Source organism: Geodermatophilus africanus, from assembly GCF_900107105.1.
In the GTDB taxonomy this organism is placed as follows: Bacteria; Actinomycetota; Actinomycetes; order Mycobacteriales; family Geodermatophilaceae; genus Geodermatophilus; species Geodermatophilus africanus.
Genome location: NZ_FNOT01000002.1, coordinates 515,869 through 533,222, shown reverse-complemented (window position 1 = coordinate 533,222; position 17,354 = coordinate 515,869). Strand labels below are relative to the sequence as shown.

The following is a 17,354-nucleotide window of genomic DNA, read 5'->3' as shown; positions in this document are numbered from 1 at the left end:
TCGGCTGGCGCGGAGACTGGCCGTTGTCCCGTGGGTACGCGCATCATCGCCTCCGGCGACCACCCCAGGCCCGATGCCCGTACATCGGTCGGGGGTCGAGCCGCGGCTCGGGGGGCCGTGGTCCGGGCCGTTTCTACACTCGCCGCCGGGGCTGTACAACGAGCGTCGGCCACGACAAAACGGCCTTTGTCGATCCAGATCCCCACGAACGCAAACATGCTCGCGTCCTAAACGCGGAGCGGGCTCTGACCTGCCGCTCACGTGCTGCGGTCGTGCGCTCGCGCGACGCGATCAGAGCCGGGAGCGGAACGGCCCCGGCGCACCGGCCTAGCTGCCGACATGCTCGGGGCCGCTGGACGCCGAGCAAGTATCGCCAGACTCGCGTGGTCGGTGTTTCCTTCCGGCAAAGCAGCGCCTGGCGAGCATCGACGTGACCGGGCAGTGACCCAGCCCCCGAGAGGTCGCGTGGCCCACAGCCTCCCGGCCTACCGACCGGGCTCATCGGCGTCCTGCTGATGGAGCCTTTCCGGTAGCGGTCGACCGGCGGGTCGGGGGCGACACGCCGAGAGCGGACAGATGACCGGGATGAGCGCCGGACCCCGGTCGGAGGGACGTCTTCTCACGGGATGTCCACCGCCGAGGTCCTGCGATGCCTGATCCTGTCCCTACACCGCCGTACTCCCGGTCGCCGAGGAGACCGTGCTGTTCGTGTCGCGGCTGCTGGCCGCCTGTACGGCGCACCGGAGGGGTGCCGCGGCCGCCCGGCCGGGCCAGCATGGACCGGCATGGGCGACAACCCCGTGCACCCCGTCCGCGAGTACGTCCTCGGCTCGACCGATCCGGAGATGGCCCGGCTGGCCGCGATCTCCCGTGTGTACGGCCCGATGACCGGCGCCTGGCTGGACGCCGCCGGGGTGGGGCCGGGCATGCGCGTCGCCGACCTGGGCTGCGGCCCCGGCGACGTCACGCTGGCCGCCGCGCGGCGCGTCGGGCCGACCGGCTCGGTGGTCGGGGTGGACGACGCCGCCCGCCCACTCGAGCGCGCCCGCCGCCGGGCGGAGGGAGCGCACCTGGCGACGGTCTCCTTCGAGCGGGGCGACGTGCTCAGCTGGGAGCCGGCCGAGCCGCTGGACGCCGTCGTCGGCCGGTTCATCCTGCTGCACCTGCCCGACCCGGTCGCCGCGCTCGTCCGGGCGGCCGAGCTGGTGCGGCCCGGAGGGATCGTCGCCTTCGCCGACGTCGCCCTGAGCACCCGCGGCTCGCTCCCGGAGCTGTCCCTGCTGACGGCGTCCAACGGGTGGTTCCTCGAGACGTTCCGCCGGGCCGGCCGGCCGGTCGACATGGCCCTGCGGCTGGCCGCGGTCTTCGCCGCGGCCGGGCTGCCCGACCCGGTGCTCACCTCCGCCGCCCCGGCCGAGCGGGGCGGCGACGCGGTCGGCTGGTCGATCGTCGGCGGCGACATAACGAGCCTCCTGCCGGTGATCGAGCGCACCGGCGTCGCGACGGCGGCCGAGATCGGGCCCGACACCTTCGAGCAGCGGCTGCGCGCGCAAGCGGCCGCGCACGACGCGGTGCTGCTCAACCCGCTCGTGGTCGGCGCCTCCGCCTGCACGCCGCTGGTCCCGCCGCCGCGGAGCGGTCAGGGTTGACCGCTCCGCGGCGGCGGAGAGCATGACCGGCATCGCCTCCTTGGTCCGGAAGGTGAAGACCAGCTCGCCTGCTCGCCCTCGGGGAGCACCTCGCCGCTGATCGAGTCGATCACCTCGAGGTAGACCTGGTCCTCCCAGATGTGGAGGCCGTCCTTGGTCTCCACACACTCCTGCGCGACGCCGGGCCCCATGACCTCCGAGAGGCCGTAGATGTCGACGGCGTGGATGCACTTCACTGGCTGCCAGCGGACGGTACGCAGCATTTCCGGGCCCCGCGCTGATCGAGGCAGCGGGTGACACGGTCAGCACACGCCCCGGACGCGCGTACGTCGACCCCCAGACGCCGGGGATGACGGCGCGTCGACTGTGCGTCAGACAGCGGCGTACCCCACGCGGCCCCAGAGGCGGCCGCGACCGAGGTCGCCAGCCCCCGGTGCGATGAGACCGGAGGCCCCGCCGTGGCCGACAGCCAGAACCCGCAACCTGCCGACCCCGCCGAGGCGCTGGAGCGCCTGGGCCGGTTGTCGCTGCGCGAGCTGTCGATGGAGGACCTGCTGCAGATCGTGGCCGACCTGACCAAGACGGTGATGCCGGGCAGCCCCGAGGCTTCGGTGACGCTGGTGGGCAAGGAACGCCCGACCACGGTGGCCAGCACCGGGCAGCTCGCCACCGACCTGGACGAGTCCCAGTACGACCGCGGGCACGGCCCATGCCTGCACGCCGCCCGCAGCGGCGAGCTGATCGAGATCGGCGACACCCGCACCGACAGCCGGTGGCCGGACTACCTGCCTCGGGCGGCCGAGCACGGTGCCCTCGGCTCCCTGTCCGTTCCGCTGGCCATCGACGACGACGAGCAGGTCGCCGGGGCGCTGAACATCTACGCCCGCGAGCCGCACGCCTTCGACGGGGACAGCCGGAGCGCGGCCACCCGGTTCGCTCCCTACGCCGCGGTCGCCGCCGGCAACCTGCACGCCTACCAGAGCGCCCGGGACATGGCCGACAACCTGCGGATCGCCCTGGAGACGCGGGGCGTCATCGACCAGGCCAAAGGCATCCTGATGGCGCGCCACAGGCTCACCGCAGACCAGGCGTTCCAAGTCCTGGCCCGGATGTCGATGAAGACCAACCGCAAGCTGCGCGCGGTCGCCGAGGAGCTGACCCACCCAGGGACGCTGGACCGGCTGACTTCCCGTCGGTCAAGATCGCCAGGACACGCCGTAGCCGACGTCCGGTGTGGCCGTGCATCGAACGCCATGGCCTGCTCAGTGCGGCCGAGATTGTCCGCCGCTGGCAGGTGCCACCGGACCGCGCTGAGGCTCTCCTGACTCGTAAGCGGCCCGAGCCGGTCTTGCTCGATCACCCTGAGCTGGGTGTGGCAGTCCGGCGCGACCAGCACCCGCTTCGCGAGCACCTCCTGGCACCGGCGCTGACCGACGGCATGAACGTCGAGGACTGGCTGCGCCTTCTGAACGGCTTCGTCTTCTTCTTTTACCAGCTCCGACCGCCTGCAAGCACTGCGCTCGGCCTACCGCACCACCCCCGCCGTTCTTCTGAATGGGAGACCCAGCACGTGTTTGCTGCTGCGCCGTTCAGGTCGGCGGCCAGGCCCCGAGCTGGCGGAGCAGCCCCACGTCGTCCCGACACGCCCAGTGCTCGGCGATCCGGCCGTCCTTGATCCGGAACCGGTGCAAGAACGTCCACTCGACCTCCGCTCCGGTGATCGGCACGCCGATGAGCAGGGGCATCGTCGAGGCGACGTGCCGCCCGCGGATGGTCAGGTGGACCGCCACCTCGTCGCCGTCCGCGAGGAGGCGGTGTTCCTCAGTGGTGAAGTCGCCGAGATCGTGGCGGAGATGGTCGAAGGTCGCCCGCCATCCGTTTCTCCCCTGAGGCCCTGCCGCGTGGTTGACGAAGTCCTGCGCCACGAGGTCGTCGAAGGCGCTGGGATCCCCGGCAGCGACACGCCGGCTGAACTCGGTGACGATCCGGCGGCTGGCCTCGGTGACTTGGTCCGACATCGGCGCAGTGTGGCACCGCGGACCCGTCCCGACGGACGGCGCGGACGCCGCGCATGGCCGACGAACCACCGGACACCGGCCCTCGATCGAGCGCGGTCCTGCGGCCGTGACGCCCGCCGAACGCGTCCACCACAGTCGCTGACCGTGGACGCGGAAACTGGGAAGGTCAGGTGAGGCCGGCTCGCCGGGCCCGCTCGACGGCCTCCGCCCGCCCGATGACGTGCAGTTTGGCGAACACCGCCGAGGGCGTAGTTGGCGACCGTCTTGGGCGCGAGACCGAGCCTTGCCCCGATCACGGCCACCGGCAGGTCGGCGGCGAGGAGCTCGAGCACCTGGCGTTCCCGGGGCGTCAAGTGCGGGAGCGGCTCGGCGCGGCGGCCGCCGTCGGAGAGCTGACCGAGCACCCGGCGGGCGACCCCTGGCCCGAAGATCGCTTCCCCGGCGGCCACCGCGTGGATCGCCCGGACGATCTCGTCCTGGGCGGCGCCTTTCAGCAGGTAGCCGGCGGCGCCTGCGCGCATCGCATCGAACAGCGAGTCCTCGTCGTCGAACATCGTGAGCATCAGAACCGCCACCCCCCGGCGCGGCCCGGGCGATCTGCCGGGCCGCGCCGATGCCGTCCAGGTCGGGCATCTGGACGTCGAGGACGAGGACGTGGGGGCGCAACATGACCGCGGAACGCAGCGCCTCCCGGCCGGTGCCAGCCGTGCCGACGACCTCGATCCCGGGCATCGAGGACAACAGGGCCGAGAGCCCGTCCCGGACGACGGGATGGTCGTCGGCGATCACGACCCGCAGCCCGTCGGTCATCCGGGGGCTCCCGGCACGGTCGGTTCGAGCAGCGGCAGTCGGGCCCGGACATGGCCCCCGCCGTCGTCGGGGGCCGCCAGCAGGCTCCCGCCCAGCTCGGCGGCGCGCTCCCGCATCGAGGTGAGACCGACGCCGGGCTGCCAGCAGCCTCCACCCGGCCCGTCGTCGTCGACCGCGATCTCCAATGCCCCGTCGACGTGCAGCCGGACGCCCACGTGCTCCGCACCGGCGTGCCTCACAGCGTTCGTCAGCGCCTCGACGGCGATCCGGTATGCCGCCACCTCCACCGCAGCGGGCAGGGCGGGGAGCGCGTCCGGTACCTCGAGGGTGACCACCGGGGACCCGGCCTCTAGCTGTCCCACCTGCCGGCGCAGAGCACCGGCCAGCCCGAGTTCGGCCAGCGAGGGCGGATGCAGTGCGTAGGCCAGCCGGCGGACGCCGTCGATCGCCTCGGCGGCCTCGTTGCGCAGCGTGGCCAGCAGCTCCTCCGCCCGGTCGGGGTCGGTCCGGACCAGGTTGCGTGCGGCCTCGGCCTGGAAGGCCATGCCGGTGAGCACAGGGCCGAGGCCGTCGTGCAGGTCCCGGCGCAGCCGGCGACGCTCCTCCTCCCGAGCACCCACGATCCGCTCGCGGGAACGCTGCAGGTCCGCACTGAGCGCGGTCGCGTGCACGGCCACCGCGAGGGGCCCGGCGAGGAGCTCGAGCACCGACCGGTCGGCCCGGGTGAGCGCCGACTGTCCGGCGCGCACGCCGACCAGCAGCTCGCCCACTGGAGCGCCGCGGTAGCGCAGAGAGATCGATTCGATGCGCGTCGGTGGGGTGCCGCTGTCGGTCCACCCGACGCCGTCGCCGCGCACTGCGGCGTACGGCAGCCGGAGCGCTGCGGCGACCACCTGGAGCACGTCGCGCTGGTCCCCCCGGTGAGCTGCTCGCCCATCCGCGACAGCGCCCGCACCGGGTCCGACCGGTCGCCGTACAGCGCACGGTCGACCGCCCGCTGCAGTCGACCCCGCAGCGGGTTGAAGCCCACCGCGATCACCAGGGTGGCGAGGACGGACGTGCTGACCCCCGCCTCGCGGGGCAGGACGACGTCGGCCGTGGCCACCAGTCCCAGATAGGCGGCCACCACCGCCGCCGTGAGAAGCGCGTAGAGCACGGTCCGGGAGAGGGCCAGGCGGATGTCGAGCAGCTCGTGCCTCAGCACGGCCATCGTCATGGACACCGGCACCAGAGCTATGACGAGCAGGTTGAGGACGGCGAGCCCGGGCGCCAACGGCCCCCAGAACGTGAGGACGACGATCATGATCAACAGCGCCAGCACCAGCCACAGCAGCTGCCGGCGCAACCTCTCCCCACCAGAGCGGTAGCGGACCACCAGCGCCCCCAACGCTGCCAGGTAGACACCGCCGACGACGGCCTCGGCGCCCTGCCACAACGGGGCCAGCGCCGCGTGGTCGGGGAGGACCAGCCAGGCGGTCAGCCGCCCCGTGTCGTCCACACCGCCGGGAACGGATCCCTGCGCCAGCACGAAGATCAGCCCGGCCGGCACGGCCGCCCCGAGGAGCCACCTCCATTGCGGGCGCGGCAGTACACCGGTCGGGAAGAGCAGGAGTGCCAGCGGAAGGAGCAATCCGATCGACCACGGCCAGCAGACAGGAACAGCGTGGCGAGGGTCCGCGTGATCCGGCCGGCCAGTTCCGGTCGAGTGCGGCGACGGTCAGGGGGCCGACAGCGGCAGTCATGGTCTGCAGCACCCCCGCTGCGGCCAGGAGCCAGCCGACCGGATTCCGCGGGCGGTGTCACGCCAGGAGTAGACCGCTGAGTGCGCATGCGGCGCCGATGGCGCAGTTGGTCACCAGGAAGATCCGATGGCGTCCGCGACGCTCATCCCGGCCAGGGCCGCTCCCACCCCAGCGGTGAGCAACTCCGCGATGGTGAGCGCGAAGAGCCCGGTCGCCGCGGCGGTCGTGGACCGCGAGCGGCCGTGCTCGTCGGGGCCCGTGTCGGAATCGTGACAGCGGTGGGTCCCGTTGTCCCGGCTCCCTTCCCGGGTCCGGGCGGGGGATCTCCCGACTCTCACCCGGATCGCACGCTGCTGCCTCGAGCCGGGATCGCCCAGTCTCGCCCCATGACCTCCACGACTGCGGGGACGACCCCGGCTCCCCTCCCCAGCGCTCCAACACGCCTGTTCTCGTTGCGGGCGGCCGTGCCCCTCGCGGCCGTCGGACCAGTGGCCATCGGTCTCGTGCGGGGTTTCCTGCCGTACGACACCGTCGACGACCCGACCAGGATCGTCGAGAACATCATGGCCTCACCGGGCGCCTCGACCGCCGTGCTCTGGCTCGCCTACCTGGCTCTGCTGACCCTGCCTCTCGGCGTCCTGGTCGCCGCGCGGCCAGCGGTGGCGGCTCGGCCGGTCCTGGGGTCGGTGGCAGCGGCGCTCGCGTGGCTCGGCTTCCTCAGCTTGTTCGCGGGAGCGGGCGGGGACACCATCGCGGCGGCCGCGCGGGAGGCCGGTGTCGGCGTCGAACCCACCGTCCAGCTGGCCGAGGCAGCGGAAGCGCTGGTCACGTCCGCGACAGCCGGTGCCGTATTCGTCGTCGGGCACATCCTCGGCACCGTTCTGCTGGGCGTCGCGCTGTGGCGGGTGATCCCCCGGTGGGCGGCCGTCGCCCTCACGGCGTCCCAGCCGCTGCACCTGCTGTTCGCGGTCTTCGTCACCAACCACTGGGCCGACGCCGCCGCGTGGTCGCTGACCGGGGTCGGTTTCGCTGCGGCGGCGCTGGTGACCCTGCGCCAGGCAACCCCACGGTCCCCCGCGCCGCTGGACACACGTGCCCGAACCGCCGCGGCAACCTGAGCTGTCCAACCGGGCCGGGTCGCCCCCGGAGGCGATCACGGCCGGTCCGACGTCACCCGGACGCCGCCCCTGCCCAGACACCGGAGGAAGCTGCCGAACGAAACCGGGCCCCACTGAGCAGTACCGACACGGGAGTGCCACTCACCATGAACGCATCCACACCGCAGGCCCGACCCTCGACCTCGACGGACCGGGCGCGCATGGCGGCCGTGCTGGCCCGCGCCTTCGCCGACGACCCCGTCGTCTCCTACCTGTTCCCCTCGGACGCGCGTCGACGGGAGCAGCGGCTATCGCGGTTCTTCGACCTTGAACTGCCCCGCAGTGAAGCCCTCGGCGGGAGCTGGATGTCGGCCGACGGCGCCGGGGCGGCGATCTGGTTTCCGCCGGGCACATGGCGACCCAGCACCTGGGCAACGCTCCGCCAGACGCCAGCGGCGCTGCGTGTCTTCGGTCGGAACATCGGCCGCGCGTCGCGGGCACAGTCCGTCATGCAGGAACACCATCCCGCACGGCCCCACTGGTACCTCTACTACCTGGGGACCGAACCGGAGAAGCAGGGCATCGGCATCGGTGCCGCGGTGCTGCGCCCGGTACTCGATCTCTGCGACAGCCACCGCCTGCCGGCCTATCTGGAGGCGTCGAGTCCCCGGAATAGCGCCCTGTATCGGCGTCACGGGTTCGAGGAGTTGGATCCCCTGGTTCTGCCCGAGAAGGGGCCGACGATGTACCCGATGTGGCGCGAGCCGCAGTGAGCGCTCAGGCCTACGAGTAGCCGAGGCGCGCGCTGCCTCTCGCGTCCCGCCGCGCGCTGGCAAGCCGCAGACCCGACACAGTCGTCCTCTCCGCGGCAGCCACGGCCATCGAGCGGGACAGCCAAACGCGGTCGCCGATGCAGTGGTCGACTCCCTGTACGGGGCATTGGCGACTGACCCCTACCGATATGGCCTACGCGCAAAGCCGAACAAGTGTCGGGCTCGATGCATCACGGAAGACGTGTGCGTAGGTAGCGTGTCGCCCCTCGGACACTTCGGGGTGGGAATCCCCCACCTCCCGGGCCTGCACCAGGCCCCTCTCGATCAACCCGGCACCACGGTCCCGGATGCTATGGGTACGGCAACCATCCCGCCGGGCCTCCCCGACCAGCCAGTCCCGCATCACCCCCAGCGCGCGGGTCGTCGTCTTGACCGTCCGGGTCTCACTCACTCGCCGGCTCCCCCGCCCTGGAGAACGCACGCAGACGGTCAGCGTGTCCTTGCCGACATCCAGCTCCAAGCACTCGGGCCATATGTCAAGCACGCTTCCGGGTCCTTGCCGCCGTCGGAGAGGTCCTCCTGGCGACGGCGCGCACTCCCCCGGGGACCTGTAAGCGCGATCTCAGGAGTCGGAGCCTGATGCCTCGCCAGGCGGAGTGGCCGGCGCCGACGCGAGGAAAAACCTGATCATCTCAGCGGACGCGTCCGGACCCCGGGGATCGGTGTAGGAACCGACAGGGTTTCCGCCGTACCAGGCATGCCGCCCGCCGTGCACCGTCCAGGACTCGACGAGGACAGCGCCGTGGCCATCGGTGTGCACCGTCTTCGTGCACGCATGACCGACCCCTGCCTCCACCCGCGTCGTCTCCGACCCCGAGGTCTCGGCCGTAACCAGCCGGGCAGCCACCAGCTTCTCGGCGTTCACCGGGGCCACGACCGAGTCCCGGTCGCCGTGGAAGACGATCAACGGGATCGGACCCCCGGGAGCGGGCGAGCCCCCCGTCCGCATGGCGGCGAACGCAGAGGCCGTGTCCTGCGCTGCCCTAAAGGCGATCCCGGAGTGCACCCCCACCCCGGCGAAGAGATCCGGATGGGTGGCGGCCATCACGGCGGCCATGGCGCCACCCGCGGACAGTCCGGCCACGAACACCCGGTCCGGGTCGACGGCGTGATCGGCCATGACCCGCCGGACGATGCCGGCGATGATCGAGGGCTCGCCGGTGCCGGCCTGCTGGTGGGCCGGGGAGAACCAGTTCCAGTAGCCGCCGCTGTTGGCGGCGCGTGACTGTTCGGGATAGGCGACGAGGAAGCCGTGCTGCTCGGCCAGATCGTTCATCCGGGTGCCGGCAGCGCAGTCCGCCGCATCCTGCTTGCCGCCGTGCAGCATCACGACCAGCGGCAGCGGCACGCCGGTGCGTCCCGTGGGGATATACAGGTCGTAGGCACGGGTGCCGGCCGGCGCGGTGCAGCTGAGGTGCCGGATCTCGCCCCCGGGTGCAGCAGCCGCCTCGGCCGCGCCCACGGGCCCCCCGGCCCCGCGGACGGTGCGAAACTCCTGGAGCAGACGGCCCGGGGCGTCGGGCAGGCCTGCGTCGGACCGCGCCGCCCAGGCACTCCGGAGCTCGTCGAGCCAGCCGCCGGCGCCCGGCGCACCGCTCCGCCCTGCGGACCGGATCGGAGCGACTGTGGAGAACGGCAGCCCGGGAAGTCCCTGACCGGCGCCGGGCGTCGCCGTGGGTGGCACGACAGATGCGGAGCCGAGCGTGCGCTGGATGACCGCGAACGCCTCGTTCAGCTGCCCGGCGCGGGTGAGCCGGAGAGCTTCGGACATGCCGGAAGTGCGGTCGTCGTCCATGCAGGCCCCTTGGGGGTGAGTGCGGCGCGGATCGTGCGGTCGGCGCCGCGCGGAACTGCTCCCTGCCGGTCGGCGGGGCAGCGGCTTCAGGCGGTGCGAGGGGCCAGTGCAGCCTTGACCGCCCGCGGCGCTCGGAACGCGCCGAGCACCTCGACGGCCGAGATCGTCGCCAGGGCGAGTTCGGGAGTGACGTCGTCCGCGATCGTGGCCAGCCCGAGGACACGAAGTTGCACGGTGCGCCCGGCGTTCCGGAGGTGCTCGAGGTCTTGCCTGCTGAGGTGCTGGGCTCCCAGGGTCAACGTCCGGCGCGCGACCGTGTCGTCGACGGCCGCGGCCCGGGTCTCGAGCTGCCGCCGGATCGCCGTGCGGATGAAGTCCGTTCGGTTGGCGTAGAAGCCCTCGTCGACCAGGAGATCGATGTGGCCGAGGTCGACCAGACCGATGTTGATGGTGATTTTCTCGCTCTTGTCCGTCTCGGCCATGGCGCCTCCTCTGCTGTCACCATCCTGTCACCATCCTGTGGGATGGTCAATCGCTGCAGTCAGACGCCAGCGGCCGGCACCCGGATTGCCAGACCGGACAAACCGGGACAGCCGCCCCCAGTCAGCCTTACTTCGCCGACGCCTCGCGACGCGCGGAACCCCTCGCCTCGCCGGCGCTCCTGGACGACGAAACTGGCGGCTCTGCCGCCGCTGCTGGTGGTCAGCGCCGAGCGGGACTCCCTGCGGCCGCAGATCGAGCGCTTCGTCGCCAAGGCCCGCGCGAAGGGCGTGCAGTTGACCTATCACTGCGCCAGCGGTGTGGACCACGACTTTCCGTCCGGCCGAAGGGCCAGGGCAAGGCCGCATTGAGGGAACTCGCTGAGCGGGTGCGAGACCACCTGCTCGAGCAGCTGGCCTGACTCGCCGGTTGTCGACAGGGTCGCTTCCGCACCTCCGGCCGACCGTCCTGGTGGAGGCCTGGGGTGCGCCGAACCGATCAGGCGCCTGTCCGACCCCCGCACTATGTTCCGACCATGTCCATGAAGCCGCGCACACTTGCGCCCCTCCCCCACCGGGCAGGACGCTGGTGGGACGGCTCCCACTTCACGGTGCCCGAGTCCCCCCTCGGACACGTCTCCATCCCGGGATTCCTGCAGGCCAGGTGCCGGGGGTACCTTGCTTGGGGCCTCTCAGGCCATCGCGATACCCGCGTGATACTTCGCGCCTCGAGTCAGCCCTCGAGCATCGCCGCGAAGCGGTCCGCTGCCTCGCGGCCCATGCCGGGGTGCACGTGCTGGTAGACCGTGAGCGTGATCGTCGCGCTGGCGTGGCCGAGGCGCTCGGAGACGACCTTCACCGCTACGCCGTCGTCACAGCAGTTTGTCGAGGGTGATCGGTAGGTCGCGTACGCGTTTGCCGGTGGCGTGTCGTACGGCGTTGGCCACGGCCGCAGCGGCGCCGGTGATGCTGACCTCGCCGATTCCGTGCAGGCCGAGTGGCATGGTGGGGTCTGGTTCGTTGAGGTAGTCGATGTCGATGTGGGGGATGTCGGCATGGACGGGCACGTGGTATTCGGCCAGGCTCGGGTTCATGATCCGGCCGGTACGGTGGTCGATCAGCGTTTGTTCCGACAGCGCCATGCCGATGCCCATGACGATGCCGCCGCGCAGTTGGCTGGCCGCGGTGCGGGCGTTGATCACTGTGCCGAGGTCGAACACGCCCAGCCAGCGCGACACGCGCACTTCTCCGGTGTCGGGGTCCACGCGGACCTCGCAGAACTGCGCGCCTGTGGTCGCCTTCACCCACCGCCGGCTGTCGCGCACGGTGCGGGCGAGGAAGCCCAGCATGGTCGGCTTGTGCTCCACCTCCAGGTGGTCGCGGCCGGCGGCGGTGAGGATCTCGGTGTAGGTCTGGCCGCCGTCGCGGTGGTGGAGCCCGCCGTCGCGGGCTTCCAGCTCCTCGATCCGGCGGCCTCGCAGGGGTGAGCCGGGCGGGGCCAGGGCGAGTACGGCCTTCCTGAGTTTGGCGCAGGCGGCCAGCACGCTTGCCGCAGCGCTGGCGGTCTGGGCCGAGCCGATGGCCCCGACACCGCGCGGCAGCTCGGAGTCGCCGTACTCGACGCGCACGGATTCCAGCGGCACACCCATCTCGTCGGCGGCGATCTGGGCCTGGGCGGTCGCTGTGCCCATGCCGATCTCGTGCAGTGCGCAGCGCACCACCAGCTTGCCGTCGGCGCCGAGCCGGACGGTGACGTGCACGGGCATGTGGATCGACCCGCGGAAGGCGGTGGCCACGCCCATGCCGACCAGCCACCGGCCGTCGCGCATCACGCCGGGCCTCGGGTCGCGGTCGCGCCAGCCGAACCGTTCGGCCCCGCGTGCGTACGCCTCCCGCAACATCCGCTGCGTGAAGCTCTTGCCGCTCACCGGGTCGCGCTCCGGTTCGTTGCGCAGGCGCAGCTCGATCGGGTCCATGCCCAACTCCCAGGCCAGCTCGTCGATGGCCGACTCCAGGGCGAAGGTGCCGATGGCCTCGCCAGGCGCCCGCATGAAGGTGTTGGTCAGCAGGTCGAGCTCGACGACCTCGTGGCTCAGGTGGATGTTCGGGACCGCGTAGAGGTGGTGGGTGGCGGTGGTGACCGGTTCGGGCAGGCCGCCCACCCGGGCGATCCGGGAGACGCTGGTGTGGACGATCGCGGTCAGCCGGCCCTGCGCGTCCGCGCCCAGTGCGACTCGTTGTGTGCTGGGTGTGCGGCCGCCGACCGTGTGGTAGACGCCCTCGCGGGTGAGGGCGAGGCGGACGGCGCGGCCGGTGGCCCGGGCGGCCAGCACGGCGAGCAGGGTGCCGGGCCAGGCCCGGCCCTTGCCGCCGAACCCGCCGCCGACGAACGGGGACAGTATCCGGATCGACTTCTCCGGCACGCCGAACCGTTGTGCCAGGTGTTTGCGTACCCAGCCGATGTTCTGTGTGGAGTCGTGCAGGGTCAGGTGGTCGCCGTCCCACACGGCGGTCGTCGCGTGCGGCTCGATCGCGTTGTGGTTGTACTGCGGCGTGCTGAACTCCAGGTCGACCGAGACCGGCGCGGCCGCCAACGCGGCCGTCGCGTCTCCCTTGTCGGCACCGCCTTCGAGCAGTGGATTGCCCTTCTTCTCGGGGACGGCGTTGTGCTTCTCGGTCGCGAAGTCCACCGCGGCGGGCAATTCCTGGTAGGTCGGAGCCACCAGCGATGCCGCGTACCGGGCGGTCTCCACGGTCTCGGCGACCACGACCGCCACCGGCTGGCCGTTCCAGTGCACCTCGTCGGTGGCCAGGTAGTTGACCGACGAACTCGAGGCGATCGAGCCGAGGTTGAGCATGCTCATCTTGGGGGCGGGTTTCATGGCGGGCGCGTTCTCGTGGGTCAGGACGTCGACCACCCCATGCACGACACGGGCCGCGGCGGTGTCGATGGCGGTGATGCGGCCCCGCGCGATCGTCGCGTGCACGAGCGCGGCGTGGGCCAGGTCGGGGTAGGGGAACTCGGCGGCGAAACGGGCCTGGCCGGAGGTCTTGGCGGTACCGTCGACCCGGTCGACCGCCTGACCGACGTACCTGGTGGTGCCAGTCGCCTGCTCGGGCTTGACGTAGTCGATGCTCACCGCGAGGCCCCTTCCGTGCTCAGCATGCGCAACGTGGCCACGACCGTCGACGCGGCGAGCGCGACCTTGAACGCGTTGTCCGGCCGGAGGGTCGCGGCGGCCAGCTCGGCCTCGGCCGCGCGGCGGAAGGACGCCTCGTCCGCCGGGCCGCCAACCAGGAGCCGCTCGGCCTCGCGGGCCCGCCAGGGCTTGGGTGCGACGCCGCCCAGCGCCAGCCGCACCTCGGTCACGATGCCGTCGCTCACCCGCAGCGCCGCGGCGACCGAGACCAGCGCGAACGCGTACGACGCCCGGTCACGGACCTTGCGGTAGCGGGAGCCGGCCGCGACGGGCGGCAGCTCGACCGCGGTGACGAGGTCGCCGGGGGCCAGTGTCGTCTCGATCTCCGGGGTGTCACCCGGAAGTCGGTGGAAGTCCGTCAGCGGGATCCGGCGGGTGCCGTCCGCACCGCGTACCTCGACGACGGCGTCCAGGGCGGCCAGCGCCACGCACATGTCCGAGGGGTGGGTGGCGATGCAGCTCTCGGACACACCCAGGATCGCGCAGCCGCGGTTGAACCCGTCGAGCGCGTCGCACCCGCTGCCGGGTTCACGTTTGTTGCACGCCGCGGCCGTGTCGTAGAAGTACGGGCAACGGGTGCGCTGAAGTAGGTTGCCGCCCACGGTGGCCATGTTGCGCAGCTGGCCGGAGGCGCCGCAGAGCAGCGCCTGGGACAGCACCGGATAGCGGGCGCGCACCCGCGGGTCGGCGGCCAGGGCGCTGTTGCGTACCATCGCCCCGATCCGCAAACCGCCGCCGGGCAGCTCGTCCACCGTGTCGAACGGCAGCCCGGTCACGTCCACGACGGTGTCGGGCCGCTCGATGCCCTCACGCATCAGGTCGACGAGGTTGGTGCCGCCGCCGAGAAACTTCGCACCCGGCTTCGCGGCGGCCAGGACGGCGGTCTCGACGTCGACCGGCTTGACGTATGCGAACGGCCTCATCGCCCGGTCACGTCCATGATCGCGTCGACGATGCCGTTGTACGCGCCGCAGCGGCAGAGGTTCCCGCTCATCCGTTCCCTGATCTCGGCCTCGTCGAGCCCGGGTGACTCGGTGACGGCGCTGGGCATCCCGGCCTCGTACTCGGCGAGCATCCCGATCGCCGAGCAGATCTGACCGGGGGTGCAGTAGCCGCACTGGAACCCGTCGTGGCGGACGAACGCCTCCTGCAGCGGATGCGCCACCCCCTCGATGGTGGTGATCTCCCTGCCGTCGTACTGGACGGCCAGGGCCAGGCACGCATTGATCCGCATGCCGTCGACGAGCACCGTGCAGGCACCGCAGGCGCCCTGGTCGCAGCCCTTCTTCGGGCCGGTCACCCCGAGCCGGTCACGCAGCGCGTCGAGCAGGCTCACCCACGGCTCGACGTCCAGGGACTCGACGGAGCCGTTCACCTTCATCCGCATCTCGGTCACTCGACTCCTCTCAGACCCCCGGCGCAATCACGTTAACCGGACGCCGTCCGCCTAACAAGCGGATGCCGTCCTCTTAAGTCGCGCCCTATGCTGTCCGCGCAATGACGCGATCGGCATTCCTCCGGGCAAGGCGGCCGGAGCACAAGCAGCAGCGGCGTGAGGCGATCCTCGCCGCCGCGCGCGACTGTGCCCGCGCCTCCGGGGTGCGTGCCGTGAGCCTGGGGGCGGTGGCCGAGGCCGCCGGGCTCGCGAAGTCGAACATCGCGCGGTACTTCGGCACCCGCGAGGAGATCTACCTCGAGCTGCTCACCGAGGAATGGCAACGGTGGGCAGGCACCGTCGCCCCCCGGCTGCGTGCCGCCCACGGCACCACCGAGGCGATGACCGCACTGGCCGAGACCCTCGTCGACCAGCCCCTCTTCTGCGACCTGCTCAGCCACGTCTCGACCAGCCTCGAACACAACGTCTCCGCGCCCGCCGCCCGCACGTTCAAGCACGCGCTGCACGACAACGTCGCCGCGATGGGCGCCGAGCTCGCCGGCGTCACGGACCTGAACGACCGCGAGGGCGGCGAGCTGGTCGCCATGGCCGCCGGCCTCGCCGGCAACCTCTACCGGGCGGCCAATCCACCACCCGTGCTGGCCCAGGTCTATGCCGAGGACCCCGAACTTGCCGCCGCCCGCCCCGCGCTGCTGCCCACCCTCGTCCGGGCGCTCTCGGCACTGGCCGCCGGCCTGCCCACGCTCAGGAACGAGAGCGTTCTCAATGCGGGTGAGGGTTACCTGGTCTGATCTTGTGTCGCGGTTCGTAGGCGTGAGCTGACCGATGAGCAGTGGGCTGTAATCGAGCCGTTGCTGCCGGCTTCTGGTACGAAAGGGCGCCCGAGGCGGCATGACCGACGAGTGACCAACGGGATGCTCGTCAATTGCAAGACGGAATCGCCTAAAGTGACCTGCCGGAACACTATGGGCCATGGAATACCGTCTATGACCGGTTCTGGCGGTGAGCACGTAGTCGCACACTTAGCCGTCCCCCAGTCTCGTAGCGGGCTCGAAGCCACGGGGGAGTCAGGTCAAGCTCTTACTGGAGCCCTGCAAGATCAAGTGCCACACAGACCCGTGAATAACGGTGTTGCAGGCGCGCGTCAGCGCGGGGCGGGCGAAGCCCGTCCTCCTGTCTTTCTGCAGTTGGTCAGGCGACCGGGTCGAGGACCACGGTGTGGCCGAGGCGTTCGAGCTGGGCGATCAGCCGGCGGGTGTGCGCCTCGGTGTTGCGGCGGGCCAGCCAGTCGGCGCCGAGTTCTCGATAGGGCTCATCACGCAGCAGGATGTAGTAGGCCGAGACCAGGATCGAGTGCGCGACCGCGGCGCGGCCCATCCCCCGGCGGGCGGTGAGGCGGGCGTGCTGGGCGGGGAGGTAGTTCGTGCCCTTCATCCGCCCGACCGAGCCGGCAGCCTCCACCAGCATTGCGGCCAGCCACTTGTTTCCGTGCCGACTGCCCGACGGGCGGCGCTTGCCGGCGGACTCGTAGCTCGGCGGCGCCACTCCGGCCCAGGCGGCCAGATGCGCCGCGGAGGGGAAGCGGGACATGTCTCCGCCGGTCTCGGCCAGGATCACCTGCGCGACCTTCTCCCCCACTCCTGGGATGGTTTGCAGCAGCTCCAGCTGGTGCTCCCACGGCTGGCACGCCTCGGCAATCACCGCGTCCAGCTCGGCGAGCGCGGCCTCGACCCGCTCCAGCCGGTGCAGCATGCTGCCGGCCAGCTGGGCGTGATCAGCGTTGAAGTGCCCGGTCAGCGCCTCAGCCAGGGCCGGGATCTTGATCCGCATCTTGCCCTTGGCCAGGTCGGCCAGGACCCGGGGATCCTGCTCGCCGGCGATCAGCGCGCCCAGCATCGCCCGGGCCGAGGCCGTGGTGAGGTTGGAGGCGACCGAGGAGAGCTGATCGAGGCGTCCTCGAGCATCAGCTCCAGCCGGATCGTGTCCCGGGTCCGGTCGCCCATCAGCTGCACCCGATAGCGGGTCAGCATCCGCAACCGGCGGATGTCCGGAGGCGGCACGAACGACGGGCTCAGCAGCCCGTGCTCGAGCAGCTGCGCGATCCACTCCGCATCCTTGACGTCGGTCTTGCGGCCCGGGACGGCCTTGATGTGCGCGGCGTTGAGCAGCCACGTGGTCATGACCTCTTCCAGGCAGTAGAACGGCGCCTTCCAGTAGGTCGAGGTCGACTCCTCCGGTCACAGGCTCGGGCGCGTCCTGACCTCGACCGGCGTGCCTCCGCGACCCGAGCCACCCGTGGTCGGCGTCGTCCGCCAACTCCGCGGCACGCTGGTGG

General features: G+C 71.6%; 16 protein-coding genes and 4 pseudogenes. 8 read left to right on the top strand and 12 right to left on the bottom strand.

The window, feature by feature from the left end; all coding sequences use genetic code 11:
* Positions 1 to 785 precede the first annotated feature (785 nt).
* From BLW63_RS05240 to BLW63_RS28900, 3 genes are all read left to right on the top strand, one after another.
* A complete protein-coding gene (locus BLW63_RS05240) occupies positions 786 to 1,649 on the top strand; it encodes a class I SAM-dependent methyltransferase (RefSeq protein ID WP_170856651.1) in 864 nt (287 codons plus the stop codon).
* Between the two features lie 458 nt (positions 1,650 to 2,107).
* Positions 2,108 to 2,974, top strand: coding sequence for a GAF and ANTAR domain-containing protein (locus BLW63_RS05230; protein ID WP_091152134.1), 867 nt, complete (start codon positions 2,108 to 2,110; stop codon positions 2,972 to 2,974).
* Positions 2,881 to 3,324, top strand: coding sequence for a DUF7002 family protein (locus BLW63_RS28900; RefSeq protein ID WP_425284235.1), 444 nt, complete (start codon positions 2,881 to 2,883; stop codon positions 3,322 to 3,324). The genes BLW63_RS05230 and BLW63_RS28900 overlap by 94 nt, the downstream gene beginning before the upstream one ends.
* On the opposite strand, the gene BLW63_RS27785 is transcribed toward BLW63_RS28900, so the two are convergent.
* The 4 genes and pseudogenes from BLW63_RS27785 to BLW63_RS26695 form a co-directional block, all read right to left on the bottom strand.
* Positions 3,239 to 3,667, bottom strand: a complete 429-nt coding sequence (locus BLW63_RS27785) for an ester cyclase (protein ID WP_091152132.1) — start codon at positions 3,665 to 3,667, stop codon at positions 3,239 to 3,241. The genes BLW63_RS28900 and BLW63_RS27785 overlap by 86 nt on opposite strands.
* Before the next feature lie 260 nt (positions 3,668 to 3,927).
* A pseudogene (locus tag BLW63_RS28895) lies at positions 3,928 to 4,188 on the bottom strand (LuxR C-terminal-related transcriptional regulator); the annotation flags it as partial.
* 73 nt (positions 4,189 to 4,261) lie between these two features.
* A pseudogene (locus tag BLW63_RS28890) lies at positions 4,262 to 4,477 on the bottom strand (response regulator transcription factor); the annotation flags it as partial.
* Positions 4,474 to 5,370 carry a sensor histidine kinase gene (locus BLW63_RS26695; protein ID WP_211517006.1) on the bottom strand — a complete coding sequence of 299 codons (897 nt, stop codon included), beginning with the start codon at positions 5,368 to 5,370 and terminating at the stop codon, positions 4,474 to 4,476. The gene BLW63_RS26695 and the pseudogene BLW63_RS28890, both read right to left, overlap by 4 nt.
* A 1,337-nt stretch (positions 5,371 to 6,707) precedes the next feature.
* Here BLW63_RS26695 and BLW63_RS05205 point away from each other — a divergent pair.
* The gene (locus BLW63_RS05205; RefSeq protein WP_091152125.1) at positions 6,708 to 7,337 is read left to right on the top strand and encodes a hypothetical protein; all 630 of its coding nucleotides are present in this window, start codon (positions 6,708 to 6,710) and stop codon (positions 7,335 to 7,337) included.
* A gap of 146 nt (positions 7,338 to 7,483) precedes the next feature.
* Positions 7,484 to 8,089: a GNAT family N-acetyltransferase gene (locus BLW63_RS05200; RefSeq protein WP_139263484.1), complete on the top strand. Its 606-nt coding sequence runs from the start codon at positions 7,484 to 7,486 to the stop codon at positions 8,087 to 8,089.
* A gap of 622 nt (positions 8,090 to 8,711) precedes the next feature.
* Here the strand turns inward: BLW63_RS05200 and BLW63_RS05190 are convergent.
* Positions 8,712 to 9,611: an extracellular catalytic domain type 1 short-chain-length polyhydroxyalkanoate depolymerase gene (locus BLW63_RS05190; protein ID WP_244522364.1), complete on the bottom strand. Its 900-nt coding sequence runs from the start codon at positions 9,609 to 9,611 to the stop codon at positions 8,712 to 8,714.
* A gap of 419 nt (positions 9,612 to 10,030) precedes the next feature.
* Positions 10,031 to 10,426: a CopG family transcriptional regulator gene (locus tag BLW63_RS05185; RefSeq protein WP_091152116.1), complete on the bottom strand. Its 396-nt coding sequence runs from the start codon at positions 10,424 to 10,426 to the stop codon at positions 10,031 to 10,033.
* Between the two features lie 42 nt (positions 10,427 to 10,468).
* Between BLW63_RS05185 and BLW63_RS28885 the strand changes: the two genes are divergently transcribed.
* On the top strand, positions 10,469 to 10,795 hold the full coding sequence (locus BLW63_RS28885) for an alpha/beta hydrolase (RefSeq protein ID WP_091152114.1): 327 nt from the start codon (positions 10,469 to 10,471) through the stop codon (positions 10,793 to 10,795).
* Positions 10,796 to 11,156: 361 nt separating this feature from the next.
* Here the strand turns inward: BLW63_RS28885 and BLW63_RS28490 are convergent, their stop codons facing one another.
* From BLW63_RS28490 to BLW63_RS05160, 4 genes are read right to left on the bottom strand one after another with little or no spacing between them, the layout of a single operon-like run.
* The gene (locus BLW63_RS28490) at positions 11,157 to 11,282 is read right to left on the bottom strand and encodes an integrase (protein ID WP_091152112.1); all 126 of its coding nucleotides are present in this window, start codon (positions 11,280 to 11,282) and stop codon (positions 11,157 to 11,159) included.
* Between the two features lie 13 nt (positions 11,283 to 11,295).
* A complete protein-coding gene (locus tag BLW63_RS05170) occupies positions 11,296 to 13,563 on the bottom strand; it encodes a xanthine dehydrogenase family protein molybdopterin-binding subunit (RefSeq protein WP_091152110.1) in 2,268 nt (755 codons plus the stop codon).
* Positions 13,560 to 14,546, bottom strand: a complete 987-nt coding sequence (locus BLW63_RS05165) for an FAD binding domain-containing protein (protein ID WP_091152108.1) — start codon at positions 14,544 to 14,546, stop codon at positions 13,560 to 13,562. Before BLW63_RS05165 ends, BLW63_RS05170 begins: the two co-directional genes overlap by 4 nt.
* Positions 14,543 to 15,010: a (2Fe-2S)-binding protein gene (locus BLW63_RS05160; RefSeq protein ID WP_170856661.1), complete on the bottom strand. Its 468-nt coding sequence runs from the start codon at positions 15,008 to 15,010 to the stop codon at positions 14,543 to 14,545. Before BLW63_RS05160 ends, BLW63_RS05165 begins: the two co-directional genes overlap by 4 nt.
* Positions 15,011 to 15,120: 110 nt before the next feature.
* Between BLW63_RS05160 and BLW63_RS05155 the strand changes: the two genes are divergently transcribed.
* Both BLW63_RS05155 and BLW63_RS28880 read left to right on the top strand, forming a co-directional pair.
* Entirely contained in the window at positions 15,121 to 15,810 is a 690-nt protein-coding gene (locus tag BLW63_RS05155) for a TetR/AcrR family transcriptional regulator (RefSeq protein WP_091152104.1), read from the top strand.
* A gap of 27 nt (positions 15,811 to 15,837) precedes the next feature.
* Positions 15,838 to 15,948, top strand: a pseudogene (locus BLW63_RS28880) (transposase); the annotation flags it as partial.
* A gap of 262 nt (positions 15,949 to 16,210) precedes the next feature.
* Here BLW63_RS28880 and BLW63_RS05145 read toward each other — a convergent pair.
* Positions 16,211 to 16,915, bottom strand: a complete 705-nt coding sequence (locus BLW63_RS05145; RefSeq protein WP_211517005.1) for a transposase — start codon at positions 16,913 to 16,915, stop codon at positions 16,211 to 16,213.
* Positions 16,900 to 17,238: pseudogene (locus BLW63_RS27280) on the bottom strand (IS110 family transposase); the annotation flags it as partial. The gene BLW63_RS05145 and the pseudogene BLW63_RS27280, both read right to left, overlap by 16 nt.
* Between the last annotated feature and the right edge of the window lie 116 nt (positions 17,239 to 17,354).